18 protein-coding genes are annotated in these 17,408 nt (G+C 37.3%); 9 read left to right on the top strand and 9 right to left on the bottom strand.

Going from position 1 to position 17,408, the window contains the following annotated elements; all coding sequences use genetic code 11:
- Positions 1 to 112 precede the first annotated feature (112 nt).
- The 3 genes from GJU32_RS21415 to yhaM are packed head-to-tail and all read left to right on the top strand — an operon-like array spanning position 113 to position 5,155.
- Entirely contained in the window at positions 113 to 1,327 is a 1,215-nt protein-coding gene (locus GJU32_RS21415; RefSeq protein ID WP_155593947.1) for a metallophosphoesterase family protein, read from the top strand.
- Between the two features lie 4 nt (positions 1,328 to 1,331).
- Positions 1,332 to 4,220 (top strand): ATP-binding protein, encoded by a 2,889-nt coding sequence (locus GJU32_RS21410; protein WP_155593946.1) that lies wholly within the window; start codon positions 1,332 to 1,334, stop codon positions 4,218 to 4,220.
- Entirely contained in the window at positions 4,217 to 5,155 is a 939-nt protein-coding gene (gene yhaM, locus GJU32_RS21405) for a 3'-5' exoribonuclease YhaM (protein ID WP_155593945.1), read from the top strand. The genes GJU32_RS21410 and yhaM overlap by 4 nt, the downstream gene beginning before the upstream one ends.
- A 51-nt stretch (positions 5,156 to 5,206) precedes the next feature.
- Here yhaM and GJU32_RS21400 read toward each other — a convergent pair whose 3' ends face one another.
- On the bottom strand, positions 5,207 to 6,187 hold the full coding sequence (locus GJU32_RS21400) for a peptidylprolyl isomerase (RefSeq protein WP_155593944.1): 981 nt from the start codon (positions 6,185 to 6,187) through the stop codon (positions 5,207 to 5,209).
- 141 nt (positions 6,188 to 6,328) lie between these two features.
- On the opposite strand from GJU32_RS21400, the gene GJU32_RS21395 reads away from it, so the two are divergent.
- Complete coding sequence (locus GJU32_RS21395; protein WP_004230765.1) at positions 6,329 to 6,433, top strand: YjcZ family sporulation protein; 105 nt, start codon at positions 6,329 to 6,331, stop codon at positions 6,431 to 6,433.
- A 181-nt stretch (positions 6,434 to 6,614) separates the two neighbouring features.
- On the opposite strand, the gene GJU32_RS23485 is transcribed toward GJU32_RS21395, so the two are convergent.
- From GJU32_RS23485 to GJU32_RS21365, 6 genes are all read right to left on the bottom strand, one after another.
- Positions 6,615 to 6,800 (bottom strand): hypothetical protein, encoded by a 186-nt coding sequence (locus GJU32_RS23485; RefSeq protein WP_008173337.1) that lies wholly within the window; start codon positions 6,798 to 6,800, stop codon positions 6,615 to 6,617.
- Positions 6,801 to 6,870: 70 nt separating this feature from the next.
- Positions 6,871 to 7,416 carry a DUF3267 domain-containing protein gene (locus GJU32_RS21385; protein WP_155593943.1) on the bottom strand — a complete coding sequence of 182 codons (546 nt, stop codon included), beginning with the start codon at positions 7,414 to 7,416 and terminating at the stop codon, positions 6,871 to 6,873.
- Positions 7,417 to 7,589: 173 nt separating this feature from the next.
- A complete protein-coding gene (locus GJU32_RS21380) occupies positions 7,590 to 8,150 on the bottom strand; it encodes an HTH-type transcriptional regulator Hpr (protein WP_004230760.1) in 561 nt (186 codons plus the stop codon).
- Positions 8,151 to 8,307: 157 nt separating this feature from the next.
- Complete coding sequence (locus tag GJU32_RS21375) at positions 8,308 to 8,703, bottom strand: YtxH domain-containing protein (RefSeq protein WP_155593942.1); 396 nt, start codon at positions 8,701 to 8,703, stop codon at positions 8,308 to 8,310.
- A gap of 133 nt (positions 8,704 to 8,836) precedes the next feature.
- Entirely contained in the window at positions 8,837 to 9,373 is a 537-nt protein-coding gene (locus GJU32_RS21370; protein ID WP_155593941.1) for a tryptophan transporter, read from the bottom strand.
- 147 nt (positions 9,374 to 9,520) lie between these two features.
- Positions 9,521 to 9,934 (bottom strand): HIT family protein, encoded by a 414-nt coding sequence (locus GJU32_RS21365; RefSeq protein ID WP_155593940.1) that lies wholly within the window; start codon positions 9,932 to 9,934, stop codon positions 9,521 to 9,523.
- Positions 9,935 to 10,038: 104 nt separating this feature from the next.
- Here GJU32_RS21365 and GJU32_RS21360 point away from each other — a divergent pair, with 104 nt between their 5' ends.
- Both GJU32_RS21360 and GJU32_RS21355 read left to right on the top strand, forming a co-directional pair.
- Entirely contained in the window at positions 10,039 to 10,788 is a 750-nt protein-coding gene (locus tag GJU32_RS21360) for an ABC transporter ATP-binding protein (RefSeq protein ID WP_155593939.1), read from the top strand.
- A complete protein-coding gene (locus tag GJU32_RS21355) occupies positions 10,772 to 11,953 on the top strand; it encodes an ABC transporter permease (RefSeq protein ID WP_155593938.1) in 1,182 nt (393 codons plus the stop codon). Before GJU32_RS21360 ends, GJU32_RS21355 begins: the two co-directional genes overlap by 17 nt.
- 79 nt (positions 11,954 to 12,032) lie before the next feature.
- Here the strand turns inward: GJU32_RS21355 and GJU32_RS21350 are convergent, their stop codons facing one another.
- The gene (locus GJU32_RS21350) at positions 12,033 to 12,548 is read right to left on the bottom strand and encodes an antibiotic biosynthesis monooxygenase family protein (protein WP_155593937.1); all 516 of its coding nucleotides are present in this window, start codon (positions 12,546 to 12,548) and stop codon (positions 12,033 to 12,035) included.
- A 233-nt stretch (positions 12,549 to 12,781) separates the two neighbouring features.
- Here GJU32_RS21350 and hemE point away from each other — a divergent pair, with 233 nt between their 5' ends.
- The 3 genes from hemE (at position 12,782) to hemY (ending at position 16,346) form a co-directional block, all read left to right on the top strand.
- Entirely contained in the window at positions 12,782 to 13,831 is a 1,050-nt protein-coding gene (gene hemE, locus GJU32_RS21345; RefSeq protein WP_155593936.1) for a uroporphyrinogen decarboxylase, read from the top strand.
- Between the two features lie 155 nt (positions 13,832 to 13,986).
- The gene (gene hemH, locus GJU32_RS21340) at positions 13,987 to 14,907 is read left to right on the top strand and encodes a ferrochelatase (protein ID WP_155593935.1); all 921 of its coding nucleotides are present in this window, start codon (positions 13,987 to 13,989) and stop codon (positions 14,905 to 14,907) included.
- Between the two features lie 14 nt (positions 14,908 to 14,921).
- Positions 14,922 to 16,346 carry a protoporphyrinogen oxidase gene (gene hemY, locus GJU32_RS21335; protein WP_155593995.1) on the top strand — a complete coding sequence of 475 codons (1,425 nt, stop codon included), beginning with the start codon at positions 14,922 to 14,924 and terminating at the stop codon, positions 16,344 to 16,346.
- Positions 16,347 to 16,581: 235 nt separating this feature from the next.
- Here hemY and GJU32_RS23800 read toward each other — a convergent pair.
- Positions 16,582 to 17,408, bottom strand: an 827-nt coding sequence (locus tag GJU32_RS23800) for a collagen-like domain-containing protein (RefSeq protein ID WP_196426774.1), incomplete at its 5' end; no start/stop codon positions are given.

The raw sequence follows: 17,408 nt of genomic DNA, 5'->3' as shown, positions 1-17,408 counted from the left end.
ATATGATAAAATAGAACAAATATTCGGTTGTGGTTAGTGAACATATTACTACTTGGTTGGTATGCCGTTACACATGCCGAGGTGAGAATTATCTACTATTTGAGGTGATTGGATGACAGCAATTCGTTTTTTCCATATGGCAGATTTACATTTAGATAGTCCATTTAAAGGTTTATTTGGTTTACCTGAACCTATTTTGAAAAAAATTCGGTCAAGTACTTTTGATGCTTTCGATAAAATTATCCATAAAGCGATTCAAGAGAAGCCTGATTTTTTACTGATTGTCGGAGATATTTATGATGGTGAAAATCGTAGTTTACAGGCACAACGAAGATTTCAGGATGCAATGGAAAAATTATTCCAGTGCAATATCCCTGTGATTGTGAGCTATGGTAATCATGATCATTTAAAAGGCACATGGACACGTTTTGCTTTACCGAGCAATGTCTATGAATTACCAGCTGAGACGAGTGTTGTTCAATTGAAAATCCGTGGTCAGCAAGTCAAAATATATGGTTTCAGTTATAATGAACGCCATTTGAAGGAATCAGTTATTGAAAGTTATCCCATTGCACAGGATCAGCATGCCATTCATATAGGTATGCTACACGGCAGTGAGGCAGGCAATACGTCGCATGACGTTTATGCCCCTTTTACAAAACAGCAGCTACTTGAAAAGAACTACCATTATTGGGCGTTAGGCCATATTCATAAACGACAGCACTTACATCAAAACCCTCCCATTGTTTATCCAGGCAATATTCAAAGTCGACATCGTAAAGAGCAAGGTATGAAAGGATTTTATGATGTGACTTTATCCCAAACATCGGCTGAACTTGATTTTATTCCTACTTCTACTATAGTTTATAGCACGATAGCGGTGGATTGTACGAATGTGGTACATGCCAATGAATTACTCAAAAGATGTGCAGAAGCAATAACGGTCAATAGAAATAAGTATGGGGCGTCGGTAGTAGAACTTCATTTACAAAATATTGATGAACAAACGGAGGCTTTATTTGAGCATGCAACAGTAGATGCATGGTTAGAGACTATACGAGATGCTGAGGAAGGCATTGAGCCGATGTGTTGGGTACAAAAAATGGTCTTGCAAAAGGCTTCGAGATTATATGAGCATACTGCAACAACTCAATCAGTTGTGAGCTTAATGGAACAGTGGGACAGTAGTGAGTGGAAGGATATTCTAAAAGATTTGTACCAGTACGCTGGTGGCGCTAGGCTGATAGAGCCGCTTACTGAAAAGGATATTAAGAACTTGTCGCACAGTGCACAAGCATTATTGGCAGAAGAAATTCAAAGGGCGTGATTACATGCTGACAATACAAAAAATCCAAATTTATGGCTTTGGCAAGCATGAAAACATCACCATTTCCTTAAGTGATGGTGTCACTATTTTTTATGGATTAAATGAAGCTGGTAAAACGACGATTCAGCAGTTTATTCTTCAAATGCTCTTTGGTTTTCCTATAAGGCAGCAGACACTGCGCAAATATGAACCAAAAGTTTCGACGAAATATGGTGGTCAGCTGACGCTATTGCACCCGATCTATGGCCAATGCACAATTGAACGTGTGAAAGGAAAGGCTACAGGTGATGTTTCTGTTTATTTAGAGAATGGAGCAACGGGACAGGAGGAGCTATTAGCAAAGCTTTTATATGGCTATTCTAGGGCATCCTTTGAATCCATTTTTTCATTTTCGCTACATGAACTACAAGGCATTGAAAAAATGTCGGAAGAGGAGCTCACACATTTGCTACTTGCCTCTGGCACAACAGGTATCCAGCATTTATCAGCTCTTGAAAAGAAAATGGATAAAGAAGCAAATGAGTTGTTTAAGAAGACTGGTAAAGTTCCAGTGATTAATCAAAAAATCGAACAAATAAAGCAGCTTGAGCGAACGATTAAACAGGAACAAGGAAAGATTCAAACATTTGAGGATAAATTACAGCAATTGCAACTTCTTGAGCAAAATCTGGAACAGCTATACGATACACAAAAAATGCAACAACAACAGTGGCAACAGCTAACTATTCAAAAACAGGCACTACCTCTTATCAAGCAACAGCAGACTTTGCAACAATCATTGGACAACTATCAGCATGTACAATTTCCACCAGAAGGTATAAGACGATATGAGCAATTAAAGGATCGTCTATTACACGAAAGTCAGCAGCTGATACAGTTAAAAGAACAATATCAAACATTACAAGATAAAGTGCTTGCAATAGTGGATGAACAGACTGTCGACAAAATGTCCCGCCTTATGCAAAAAGAGGCAACGTGGCATCAGCTGATGGTGAAGGAGCAAAATTTACGTGATGATCTCTTTATGCTTGAGCAAGAAATTGAAGCACAGTTTCGTTTATTAGGTGTACAAGAAAATGAGGCACAGGAAAACCTTGTTGGAGAAACCGTTTCACTTCAGCAGGAACAACAATTTCAGCTTCAATTAAGTAAGTTAGAGGAGGCTGAGGAGGAGCTAAAGTTCCATTTACGTTCACTAGAGCAAGTCCATTTAGAATTAGATGCGATTGCTCAGCAGAAACAACGGCTAGTGCAGGAGTCATTAACAAATGAAGAAGAACATATTTTAGCACAGTGGCCCCAACAAAAACGTAAGTTGGAGCAATTACGTGCCATCAAGTCGCAACGTACTAAACAACAGCAACCACATTACTTTATTTGGCTTGTATTACTAATTGGATTACTGTCGCTTGCTTATGGTCTATTTGAAAAAAATATGGCAATGACCTTTATCGGAGGAATTTTATCGTTACTTATCTTGTTGTATATTCGCTATGTTAGACAAGCAGATGAGCCTGGTAGTAAAGAACATGGTTACCTCCTACGAGAGTTAGAGCAAGAGGAAATGACCGTACAAGCTGTGTTGCTAAAGAAGCAAAGATATGAAGATCGTTGGTTACATGTCAATGAACAGCAAAAAGAGAAGGAGCAGCAATACGTTCAACTTGAATATAAAATTCAACAAACTGAATTAGAGAGTGAAGAAGCCACACAAGCACTCCAGCTTTTTTTAAAGCGTTATCGATTACAGGGAACGATAGCTAGAACATTAATGCCCGAACTGTTTATGCGCATTCGTAATGTGCAAGAGTTAGCAGTTAAGCGGAACAGTACCCTTAGCCTTTTACAAGATGTTCAGGTAGAAAAAAAGAGCATATATGAACAGCTTCAACAGGTTTTAAATGGAGCCTATAATGAAAACGAAATATATATGTATCTACGAACAACCTACCTTGAAGCTCAACAACGTCAACAGCAAGCACTACAAACAAAAGATCAACTAGCTAGCCTTAAGATAAAAATAAATGGTGGGCAATCAACAATGGATCGCTATACAGCTGAAATGACCCAGCTATTTAGTGAAGCACAAGTCCCGAACGAGCAGGCTTATTATGAAATGTATGAACAATTTGAACAGCAGAGAAAAATCACAACAGAGTTGCAAGCCATTCAGACGCAATTAACTTCACTCAATCTTCCTCAGCAAGTGAATTTGGTGGAAGACGCTGTTCTAGAGGGTAAGCTTGCTTTAGAACAGGAGCAAAGTTCATTGCAGCTAGAAATAGACCGATGTCTTGAACAACGTGCTGCTTTGCTTATTGAAAAAGAGCAGCTATTAAATGATGAAAAATATGGGCAATTGCTTCAACAGTTTGAGCAAGAGAAAACAGAATTGCAGCAGCTGATTGAGCAATGGGCAACTAAAAAAGCTGTAGCGACTGCCATCCATGAAACATTGTTCCGCCTTAGAGAAGAAAAATTACCTCATGTTCTGTCAAAGGTGAATGCAATATTCCGTTTACTAACAGGTGGACGATACGATAAGCTTTCAATTCATGATGAAGGTTACTTTGTTGCACAAGATGTTGCAGGGATACGTTATCAAATGGCTGAATTATCACAGGCAACCAAAGAGCAAGCCTATATTGCATTGCGTATGTCTCTTGCGCAAACACTAGTGAACTCTGCTCCATTTCCAATCATTATGGACGATCCATTTGTCCATTTTGATCGAAACCGCACAGACAAAATGGTACAATTAATGAAAGAAGTAGGATATGAACGTCAAATTTTATATTTTACTTGCCATGACACAATGCTCAAACATTGGCAGAAAGAACAAATTGTCGATATAGGAGCACTAGCAAATGAAAGGGGAGTGGCGTCAACATGAAAGGGATTACGACGCTCCAAGTTGGAGAAGCAGTTGATCAATTTTTATTAATAAAACAAGCGGCAAAAGGTGTTACAACCGTTGGAAAGCCATTTATGTCGCTAGTATTACAAGATAAAAGTGGTGATATTGAGGCAAAGCTATGGGACACAAATGAGGATCATGAAAAAATGTATCATGCTGAAGCCATTGTGCGCGTAGGTGGAGAGATTCATGACTATAGAGGAAAGAATCAATTGCGTATCAAATCTATTCGTGTTGCTAAACCAGAGGAAGGGATTGCTATTCATGATTTAGTGCCGTCCTCAGTAACACCGAAAGAACAACTATATGAAGAATTGACACAATTTTTCTTTGACATTAAAAATCCAAATATTTCACGTATTACAAGAGCGGCTATTAAAAAACATCAGGATGCAATTTTAGTTTTTCCAGCCGCAACAAAAAACCATCATGACTATGCTTCTGGCTTATTAGATCATATGGTGTCCATGCTAAAATTAGGTAGAGCGATTGCTGATTTATATCCAACACTTAATCGTGACTTATTATATGCGGGAATTATTTTGCATGATATTGGAAAAGTTGTAGAGTTGTCTGGACCAGTTGCCACAATGTATACGATTGAGGGCAATTTGTTGGGGCATATTACGATTATGGTGAATGAAATTGCTAAAATTGCAAGTGAACTAGAAATTGAAGGCGAAGAAGTCATGCTGTTACAGCATATGGTACTGTCTCACCATGGGAAAGAAGAGTGGGGTAGCCCGAAAAAACCAATGATTCAAGAAGCGGAAATCTTACATTATATTGATAACATAGATGCTAAGATGAATATGCTAACAAGAGCATTAGGAAAAACGGCACCAGGTGAATTTACAGAACGACTTTTCCCACTGGATAATCGTTCATTTTATAAACCGAGTATTGACTAACGAAAAGGGTTACGCCTGTATGGGCGTAACCCTTTCTCATATAGTAAAATACTATTTAGATTCTTTGTCAGTATCTTCTGCTTTGTCGTCAGAACCTTCTTTAGCAGCATCTTCCTCTGCCTTTTTAGCTGCTTCTTCAGCTGCCTTAGCTTGTTCTTCGCTTGTTGTTGTGAAGAATTTTAATGATTCTTCTAAATCTTTATCAGATGTTTTAACATCAGCATCTTTTGCCATTTTCGCAATAATGTCTTTTAGAATCGCTTGCGCTTCACCTGTTTGGTTCAGTTTATTTAGCATTGTTGTACGAATGTTTTCTTCTTCATCTTTAAATGAACCTACATCTTTAACATCACGCTTGTCCGTAATTTCGATAACGTGATAACCAAAGCTAGATTTTACTGGCTCACTCAACGTTTTTAATTCAAGAGCGTAAGCAGCGTCGTTAAATTCATCTACCATTGAACCAACAGAGAACCATCCAAGCTCTCCACCTTTTTGAGCAGAACCTGTATCCGTTGAGTATTCTTTTGCTACATCTTCAAATTTAGCGCCGCCCTTGATTTTTTCAATGACTTCTTTCGCTGTTTTTTCATCTGCTACTAAAATATGACGACCATTTAGTTCTGTTTTCATTTGCTCGTAGTATTTTTTCACATCTTCTTCTTTAATCGCTTGATCTTTTAAAGCTTTTTCTTGAAGAAGTTGAACACGTAAAGAATCTTTAAAGCCTTGTTCTGTTAAGCCACTTTCAGCAAGAGCTTGTGAAAAGCCATCACCAAATTGTGATGAAGTTGTATCATAAGCTTCTTTGATTTCTTTATCTGTTACTTCATATTTGTCAGCTAATACTTTTTCAGTCACCATTTGCTGCATTACATATGAGCCTGTTAAAGCTTTCGCCTTTTCATTAAAATCAGCTACTGAAATATCGCCTACTTTAGAAGTAACGATTGCTTTGCTGTCCCCTCCGCTACAAGCACCTAGCGCTAAAACAGAAGCAGCTAAAGTTAAAGATAAAACTGTCTTTTTCATAGTAGATATTCTCTCCTAACATGGTTTCGTCCATTTTTTACTATAACATAAACGTTTTAAAAACAAAATGGTTCCCCTTGAGTATTGCCTATATTTCAAATTTTGAAGCGCATAGGATATAGAAAGAAAGGGGGTGAAGTTATGGGCAACGGAGGATACGGTGGCGGTGGCTACGGCTCAGGCTTTGCTTTATTAGTTGTGTTATTTATTTTATTAATTATCGTTGGCGCAGCGTTCCTATACTAATTAATAAAACAGAGAAAAGCTAAGAGCTTTATACTCTTAGCTTTTCTTAACAATGTTAGACATTCGCGCCGCATGCCTGAGATCATAACCAATTCTATTGGTTAGAAAAAAGTTGTAGCTTGGGGGGCCCAACTTATCTTTGAGCATGCGGACGGGCGCGAATGTATTTTACTTTTTTACTTTATACTGCATATAAAATTTCAATGTAGAATGAGACAAGTAAAATGGTAATAAGTATATTTATAGTTCGGAATATTTTTGGTTGGTTTTCTTCGGGAATTTCACGTCGCATGCATAGAGCATATGTCATGCGGTTAATTTGAAATAAATAGAATACCGAGAATAGAACCACAATCATTAATAGCAAGTCTATTCCTCCCCTCTTTCAATAGTAATAGCATAACAAAGAACGCCGATAAAAAACAAGTACAAGCATTTTAGTGAACAGTTGGTGGAACTAAAATTTCATAGCCTTTAGGTGTTTCTTCTATTTGTGAATTTTTAGGTGAATTCAATAAATATTTTACGTAAAGGATATCAATCAAACATAGACTACAGTGATAAGCTAACAGCAATGTTCCATAATGTGTATAGGCTGGTAATAGCCAAGTTCCTACTATAATACTTGTGTTTAGAACGATAAAAGGCGTAAGTAATGCTAAGATGTAACGATTTTTTGATAAAGGCTCGCGAATTCGCATGTGTAAAACTGGAATTACATAAAATTGGGTACGTACACGCAATTTTAAATGCTGGCGTAAATCATAGAGTGCAAGAAAGTGCAAAAATTTGTGAATTGGATAAAGTGTTAATACAGCTATTACAAAGAGCCAGAATAAACGATCTGTATATTGCTCTTCATTGAATAAATTAAACATCACATACGAAACAGAAAAGACTGATAAAAAGGTAATGACACCCATTATAATAATACGCGTAGTACCGTAATGATGTTCTAGATTTAAAATTTTCCAACAATGCATGATTTATTATCAACTCCGAAAATAGGAAGTGTCCTATTTAATGTAAATTGAATACTGTTAGAATGCAAGAAAAAGGAGGTACTTCAGAAAAATTTCTGAAATACCTCCTTTCGCATGATTTATTCCTGAACGAACAGTAGCAGGCGTAAATCCGCGTAGTTTGAAGCTTCGTCTTAGCCTTTTACAGGTGTGCGTTCTTCTAGCGTGTCAAAGGAATCACGGAAATGTTGGAAGGAGCGTTCGAAAATATCGATAAAATCCTCACCATAAATATTGCGAATAACAGCCATGACATCTAAAAAATCTGGGAAACGGCCATATAAATCTTTTAATGCTAGTGATCCTTCTAGTACAGAATGATACGTATTGTGATAGTTTTTATTCATTTCTATAATTAGCTCTGTGCCAGCTTCTGTCAGCTCAACATACGTATTACGTTTGTCGTCATCACGCTTCGAAAATTTAAGGAAGCCACGCTCTTCTAATTTTTTGGAGAAATTAAATGCTGTAGAAACATGCATCACTCCGAATTTTGCTACATCAGAAATGGATGCCCCTTTTAAATGATATGAAATCCATAAAATATGGTGTTCATTAATATTTAAATCATAGGGTTTAATCCATTGCTGCCAATCCTTTTCAACCGCTTTCCATAGCGCTTTAGATAACTGTGCGATTCTTTGACTATAAAGCATCGCTTCTTTTTGTGTATATAATTCCTCTGACAAAGCCATCACCTACTGCTTTCTTTCACATTTTTAAAAATATTATAGCAGTAAAGAAAAAAAGTTTAAAGTTAGAAAAATTAAAAAATTGAAAAGTGGTTAAAAAATAATATTATAGCAATAATTTTTGATAATAAAATAGAATTTTTGCTTACTGAAAAGGACTTTAGTCACTAACTTTTTCTTGTGGTTTTTTCTTATTTTCTGTTATTTGTGCAATGTTTTTCTCGATTTCGCTAATCGAATTCTGTAATGCATCTAATTCTTGTTGTAGATTATTTTTTGTTGGTTCGATTTCTTCAGTGAAAGTCGTGATTGTTTGTTTTAAATCATTTATTATTTGTGGGATATTATTTTTCACTTCATTTGTTAATGTGTTGACAGATTGTTTAACAGTCCCTACTTGTTGTTTAACATCAAGGAGCATACCTTTTGTTTGGTCGACATTTTGTTTGAAAGAAGTACGTATTTGTTGTCCTGATTGTGGAGTTGAGAAAAGTACAGCGACTGTCCCACCGATAATGCCTGTTGTAAGTCCGAGTAAAAATGGTTTTGCTTTCATATTGTATACCTCATTTCTAGTCATGTTTATCTACTATTAAACCATGAAACGGTTGAATACAAAAAGAAAAAAGAAACTAAACGAGTGATTTATCATCACGGTTCAGTTTCTTTTGAATAGCTACAGCTAGTATTTATGAAATTTGAGAAATGGCTGTATCGAATTTAGAGCGCTTTACTAGTTTTGCAACAATTGGATAAATGACGGCAAAAGCAACGACGTTAAATGCGACAGCTGGAAGGACAACGCCAATAAATAGCATCGCAAACGTTGCACCTACATTTGCATTGAACACAAAAAGTGCGACTGCTAAAAAGACAGTTCCTGATAAAATGGTACCCAATCCAACTAAGACAGCAGATACAGCGAAATGACTTGCTACTTTTTTTAGAATCAATAAAGCAGCTAAAAATACAAAACCTGTAACAGCTTTATCGATAATATTAGGGACAAGACCCGCTGGAAATGTTGTAAATAAACCTGAAAGTACTCCTGTTGAAAGAGAAAGTAAGAACGTCTCTTTCACAGTTGGGAACAATAAAATGCCAATAAACATCATCGTTAACATAAAATCAGGTTTCATACCATTAATCATTCCTGGTGTAACCACATAAAGGGCCGCACCGACACCAACTAACAGTGCCATTAATACTAAATTCTTTGTATTCATTTGAATCTCTCCTCGACTAAGCTAATCTATTAGTCTCCTAACGTGTCCTCTTGACCGTTAGCGAAACTTATTTGTGATTGTACGCTAAAATTTAAAAATTGGCAATACAGTTTTCAGAATATTTAATGGTACTATATTACAGATGATTTATAGATTGGCTTTTATACTTGCTGCTACGTCAGCCAACTGTTCTGGTGAATACTTTTGTGTTTGCCAAATTAAGCCTAGGCCTTCTTTTTCATCATAACGTGGAATAAAATGTAAGTGGTAGTGGAAAACAGTTTGTCCAGCTGCAGCCCCATTATTATTAATCGTATTCAAACCTATTGGCTGAAATGCTGCTTTTATAGCATTCGCGATTTTTGGTGCGACAGCATATAGATTACGTGCCACTTCCTCTGGCATTTCAAATAGATCTTGGCAGTGATGCTTTGGAATTAATAGTGTGTGACCTTTTGCAACAGGTGAAATGTCTGTAAATGCATAGACATGATCGTCTTCGTAAATTTTTGTACTTGGAATGGATCCGTCAATAATTTTGCAAAATAGGCAATCGCTCATAAGAATTTCCCCCTTAACGTATATGTAAGTACATTCTATCATACTCAAACCTGTATCATTTGCTAATTTTTGATAAAATATAAAACAAGAAGAGGAGTGAGGATATGTCAGTATTAGAGGTACAGCATGTGACAGGTGGTTATACAAGAAAACCTGTTATTAAAGATTTATCTTTTACTATTGGAAAAGGGGAACTTGTGGGCTTAATCGGCTTAAATGGAGCTGGTAAAAGCACAACGATTAAACATATTATTGGAACAATGTTGCCAAAGGGAGGGGACATCCGTCTAAACGGGGTGACATTAAAGGAAGATACGGACAAGTATCGTACAGCCTTTTCCTATATTCCTGAAACCCCTGTATTATATGATGAGCTAACGTTAAGAGAACATTTAGAATTAACAGCGATGGCTTATAGCATTGATAAGGCAACCCTTGATGCTCGTTCTGAGGTACTTTTAAAAGAGTTTCGAATGGAGAAAAGATTAAATTGGTTCCCTTCACACTTTTCAAAGGGAATGCGTCAAAAAGTCATGATTATGTGTGCTTTTCTTGTTAATCCAAGTCTTTATATTATTGATGAGCCTTTTGTGGGGTTAGATCCACTGGGTATTCAATCATTATTAGACCAGATGGATGAAAAGAAAAAAGAAGGTGCTTCTATATTAATGTCTACACATATTCTATCGACAGCTGAAAAGCATTGTGATCGAATCATTTTATTGCACGAAGGAAGAGTACGAGCACAGGGAACGATGGCGGATTTGCGTCAATCATTTGCTATGCCGAATGCGACATTAGACGATCTTTATATTGCCATGACAAAGGAGCGGGACCATGAAGAACTTGCGTGATGTATGGTCCTCTCGCTTCATGCATTATATAGGAGAGGTACAAAAGTATATGCAATTTATTTTTACTGGGCATATCGCGATTGTACTTGTATTTCTTATTGGAGCAGGAGGCTATCAATATAGCGAATGGTTGAAAGCTGTTCAAACAGACTTCCCAGCAGAAATCGTCATAGCTGTTATCATAGGGATTTTATTGGCCTTTAGTCGTCCAACTACGCTGTTGAGAGAGCCAGACCAAGTCTACTTATTACCTTTAGAATCAAAAATGTCACAGTATTTTAATAAGGCTTTGGCTTGGACATTTTGGTCTCAAGTGTGGATTGTAGCAATCGTCTATATTGTTAGTATTCCATTATTGAAAGCAGTGACGGATTTAACAACGACTGAAATTTGGTTCATCTTCTTGCTTGTAGTTGTACTGAAATATATAAGTGTTCAAGGAGAATACAGCTATCGTTATAGTGAACGTGGCCAAATGGTTTGGGTGGACAGGTTTATTCGAGCTGTAGTATTTGCAGCAGCTGTATATATGGGTCTTCAAGCTCAGTTATTACTAGCAATTGTTGCTACAGTTATTAGTGTTATTTATATAGTTGTTTTTAGAAAAAAATCGATTGGTGAACCTGTGCCATACGAACATTTTGTAAAGATTGAACATAATCGTATGATGAGTTTCTACCGTTTCGCTAATTATTTTACAGATGTACCCCATCTACATGGAAGCATCCGTCGTCGCAGTTGGATGGACTGGCTTTATAAATTTGTTCCATACGGTAAGGGGAATGCTCAAAAATATTTGGTGTTTCGTACATTTGTCCGTACAGATGACCATTTCTATTTATGGCTTCGTCTTACGGCCATTTCAGCAGTGATTGCAGCGTTTGTAGATATCCCTGTAGTCACATGGGTTGTTGCTGGTGCATTAAGCTTTGCTACAACAATCCAGTTAAAACAAGCATTACTCTCAAGTGGTGAATTCCGAATGGACATGTTATATCCATTGCCAGATAATGCACGTCAAATAGCAGTAAAACAAATTGTACGTCTAGCTATGATTGTGCAAGCTATAATTGTTGGATTATGTGCAATGACACAGCCAATGTTTTATATAGCCGTTGTCGTAGTTTTGGTAATTAGCGAATTAACTGCGAAAATCTCGAAATAGATAGATAATAGCTGACAAATTTAAAAGCTCATTTTTCCAATGTTTATGTTGGAAAAATGAGCTTTTATTTTATATAACCTTATTCTGTATCTTCCTTCGGAATAGCACTATAGGTTGTTACATAAGAAGCTGCTGAAAAAATATTTTGCTGACGTACTCCTGTTGAGTCATCTCTTTTAGCATGTGCTGAGTCAAAAGCTTTAGAGCTCTTCCATGCTTCAAATGAATGCGGTCCATTCCATTGAGTCATGACAATGTAAGTTTCACTCTTAATCGGTCGTAACAAACGGAATGCCACAAAGCCAGGCTCATTTTCAATGGCGCGTGAACGCTCTAAAAAGCGGTGTTCGAATACTGGACGCCCTTCATCTGTCACAGGAATATTGTTCAAAACAAAGAAGCCACGTTCCTCTAAATCATTCACTGAATCAAGTACTTCAAATTTGCGAGGTGTTGCAAAGAATGATTTCCCTGCAGTTTCATGAATCAGTACAGAATTTCCATCCCCATGGATTAAGATCATCTGTTCATTGGGATACTTATTTTTTACCTGTTCTAAAAAATCACCAGTGCCAGAAGTTAAATAAATATACATCAATTTATCCTCCTTATGAATCTTACTAATTTATAGCGTGATTATACCCTTTTAAGTATAACTCTAACGCACCGATCAAAAAGAATCTGTAGAGAAAGAACAATTTTATGACATTTCACTAGGAAAACTATACAATAACAGAGGAAGCGTTTACTATTGGAAACGGATATCAATAATAAAGGAATAAACAAGACATTATTAATAATGAATTTATTGAGGGGAAGGAACTATTCATGACAACTTTTAATGATACACTTCTACGTGCTGCACGTGGAGAAAGGACTGCACACACGCCAGTATGGTATATGCGTCAGGCAGGACGTTCTCAGCCAGAATACCGTGCCATTAAAGAAAAATATTCCTTAGAGGAAATTACACATCAACCTGAGCTATGTGCATATGTCACTCGTCTACCTGTAGAAAATTACAATGTCGATGCAGCTATTTTATACAAAGATATTGTCACACCACTCCCTGGAATTGGGATAGATGTAAAAATTAAAGCTGGCGTTGGTCCTGTTATTTCAAATCCTATTCGTTCAGTTGCAGATGTAGAAAAATTAGGTGAATTTAATGCTAGCGAGCATACACCATTTGTATTAGAGACGATTAAGTTGCTGTCAGAAGAGCAATTAAATGTTCCTCTAATCGGTTTTGCTGGAGCACCCTTTACGCTTGCAAGTTACATGATTGAAGGCGGTCCTTCAAGAAACTATAATAAAACAAAGTCATTTATGGTATCAGAACCTCAAGCTTGGTTTGCTTTAATGGATAAACTTGCTGACATGATTATTGCAGATGTAACTGCCCAAATTAAAGCTGGTGCAAAAGCAATTCAAGTATTCGATTCTTGGGTAGGAGCCTTAAATGTTGAAGATTATCGTGTATTTATTAAACCAATTATGACTAGAATTTTTGCAGAGTTGCAAAAAGAAAATGTGCCATTAATTCAATTCGGTGTCGGTGCTAGCCATTTAGCGAAGGAATGGAATGATTTACCGATTGATGTGGTGGGCTTAGACTGGCGTTTACCTATAAAAGAAGCACGTGTGAATGGCATTACAAAACCTGTACAAGGTAATTTAGATCCATCGCTATTATTAGCGGATTGGTCAGTTATTGAGAAACGTACAAAAGATATTATTGATCAAGGCTTAGAAATGCCAGGGCATATCTTTAACCTAGGGCATGGTGTTTTCCCAGAGGTTGACCCAGATGTCTTAAAACGTCTGACTACACTTATTCATGAATACAGTGCGCAACAAATTCAAGCTCGTTCTTAATAGATGTGAATCAAATGTGAAAAATATGTCCTTTTCTATAAAGAAAATTTTGATTTCGATGTAGAAAGGGAGCTGTCCAACATCAAAGATTGGGCAGCTTCTTTTTATCACATAATATATGAAAACATAAAACAATTTTAGAGGTGAAAAGGGTAATGAAAGAAGTTAAAGGCTTATTGGTAATGGCATACGGAACACCCTATAAAGAAGAAGATATCGAACCTTACTATACGCATATTCGTCATGGACGTAAACCTTCTGCAGAGCACTTAGAAGATTTACGTAGCCGCTATGAAGCAATCGGTGGTTTATCCCCACTAGCAGCAGCAACTCAGGCACAAGCTGAAGCTCTATGTGCACGTTTGAATGAAGTACAGGATGCTATAGAATATAAATTGTTTATTGGTTTAAAGCATATTCATCCATTTATTGAAGATGCAGTAGAACAAATGGTAGCAGAGGGCATAAAAGAAGCGGTTTCTATTGTTTTAGCTCCTCATTTCTCTACGTTCTCTATTAAGTCTTATAACGGTCGTGCTGTAGAGACAGCAGGAGATCGCTTAACGATTACTTCTGTAGAATCTTGGTATGATGAGCCAAAATTCATTGAGTATTGGAAACAACAAGTGAATGAGACGTTTAATGCTATGTCTAATGAAGAACGTGAAAAAGCATGTCTAATCGTGTCTGCACATTCACTTCCAGAGAAAATTAAAGAGTTAGGCGATCCATATGAAGATCAATTAATTGAGACGGCTCGACTAATTAAAGAAGCAACGGGTGTCAATAATGTAGAGGTTGGCTGGCAATCAGCAGGACAAACACCAGAGCCTTGGATTGGTCCGGATGTTCAGGACTTAACACGTGAACTTTATGAGCAGAAAGGCTTCCGTTCATTTGTTTATACACCTGTAGGTTTTGTAACTGAGCATCTAGAAGTGTTATATGACAACGATTTTGAATGTAAAGTTGTTTGTGATGAACTTAGTGCAAAATACTATCGTCCAGCAATGCCAAATACACATCCATTATTTATTGATGCGATGGTAGACGCGATTCATAAAAAATTAAGCTAAGCGAAAAGAAAGTGATGATGTTAGTGACTCAGAAAAGACGAAAGGTAGTTGTTGTAGGCGGTGGCATTACTGGCCTCACAGCTGCGTTCTATTTGCAAAAAGAAGCAAGCGCAAAAGATTTGCCGTTAGATATCGTACTTGTCGAGTCGTCATTACGTCTTGGCGGAAAAATACAAACACTGAGAAAAGATGGCTGTATTATCGAGCGCGGGCCAGAATCTTTTTTTGATCGCAAGAACTATGTATACGCTTTGGCAAAGGATTTAGGCATTGAACAGGAAATGATTACAAGCAATACAGGACCGACTTACATTGCTGTTGGTAGTCAATTATATCCAATACCTAGTAATCTTTTATCTGGAGCAACACCACATGTTTCGTCTTTTATTACATCAGGTTTGTTTTCACTTAGCGGGAAAGTTCGTGCAGCGGGGGATTTTTTCATCCCGCGCTCTGCACAGGATGATGACCAACCATTAGGGCAATTTTTTAGAAGAAGATTCGGTGCTGAAATTGTAGAAAATTTAGTAGAGCCATTACTTGCTGGAACGTTTGCTGGTGATATTGAGCAGTTAAGTATGCGCTCAACATTTCCACAGCTCTATGAATTAGAGCAAAAATATCGTAGCTTACTTATTGGTATGAAAAAGTCTGGTACAAATTTTTTAAATAACGATTTTACTACGAAAGATAAGGGCATTTTTCAATCATTTAATAATGGTCTTGAGACACTTATCGAAAAACTTGAAGAATCACTATTACCTGGTACAGTTATGAAGGGTGTTAAAGTCGAGGAAATTGAGCATGGTAAGGATGGTACTGTCCAAGTTGTGTTAAACAATTTTACACAATTAAAAGCAGATGCTGTTATTCTTGCTACACCTTTTAATGTAGCAGGAAAAATGTTCAGCAAACACCAGTTATTAAATGAGTTGAGTACGATGAAGGCGGCAACTATTGCTACTGTGACAATGGCATTTAAAAAAGACCAGTTAGGTGATCTAGATGCGTTATCATTTTTTGTATCTCGAAATAGTGATTTTTCAATAACTTCTTGTACTTGGATTAATCGAAAATGGCCTGGCGCAACACCGGATGATTACGTGCTGTTACGTAGTTATATTGGCCGAGTGGGCGACGAGGCAATTGTAGCGTTATCCGATACTGAAATTGAAAAGACCGTATTGCAGGATTTAATGAAAACAATTGGCGTAGACGGAGAACCGTTAATGACTGTAGTTTCCCGATGGAAAAATGCCATGCCACAATATACCGTAGGACATGAAGCGAAGATAGAGCGAGTAAAGCAAGAATTACGTGAACATTTTCCCGCTGTAAAGCTCTCGGGGAGTTCCTTCGAAGGAATATCCATACCTGAGTGCGTTGAGCAAGGTAAAAATGTTGCTGACGAAGTACTAACGGAAATGTTTGTGGATTAAATAGTTATTAGAAGTAGTACAAACTTGAACAATGTTTGTACTACTTTTTTATTGTTTTAAGAGATTCTGCAATAAATTATTTGTAAAGTATGAAATATGAGCGTTTAAAAGTAAAAATTGCACAAGTTAGATACATTGAAATAGAAAACTGGGAAAGTAAGCTTCTACTTTCCCAGTAAAAATCTTATAGGGAATGTTAGTTGTTCAACCAGTAAAAAAATTTTGTTCTTTAATGCTATGAAATTCGATGACATGACCATACAATACCGCCAGAGTTCGCTCCTCCCAGAGTAAGTCCGATCGTTAAACCGTTAGCATTGTAGAACAAATCAATGGTATCACCTGCATTTAACTCGACTTCTCCAGCCAATGTTACTGTCCCATTACCAAGGATAGTGCGTAAATTCAAAACGGCAATAATATTTACATTTAATAAAGGGAATAGCCCGCTTATTAAACTTGTTGATGCGTTTCTGCGAATTGCAAATGATGGATTGATGCCAGCCCCTAAGCCAATTGTAATTACTGCAGTAGTTGAGTAGTTGATTGTTGCTTCAAAAGAGTATCTTCCGCTTGTTGGAACAGTGAAAATTCCGGTCACTGGATTGAATGCTGGTGTTGTGAAATATGGCGATGCAACACTCCAGTTGGTGATTGTACTAGAAGCACTTACTGCTACAGCATTATTAAATGCTGAGAAACCTTCTGTAAATGCTGGTCCAGTAAAGCCAGTCAAACCAGTAGGCCCAGTAGCTCCGGTCACGCCAGTAGCCCCGATAGAACCAGTAGGCCCAGTAGCACCAGTAGCGCCAGTAGAACCGATATCACCAGTAATCCCGGTAGCGCCAGTAACACCAGTAGGCCCAGTAGCCCCAGTCACGCCAGTAGAACCGATAATACCAGTAGAACCAGTAACACCAGTAGCGCCAGTAGAACCAGTAACACCAGTAGAACCAGTAGAACCGATATCTCCAGTAGAACCAGTAGAACCAGTAGAACCAGTAGAACCAGTAGAACCAGTAGAACCAGTAGAACCAGTAGAACCAGTAGAACCAGTAGAAC

Origin of the sequence: Lysinibacillus cavernae (genome assembly GCF_009724685.1) — a bacterium.
GTDB lineage: Bacteria > Bacillota > Bacilli > Bacillales_A > Planococcaceae > Lysinibacillus > Lysinibacillus cavernae.
This window is presented reverse-complemented; position numbering and strand designations above follow the sequence as displayed.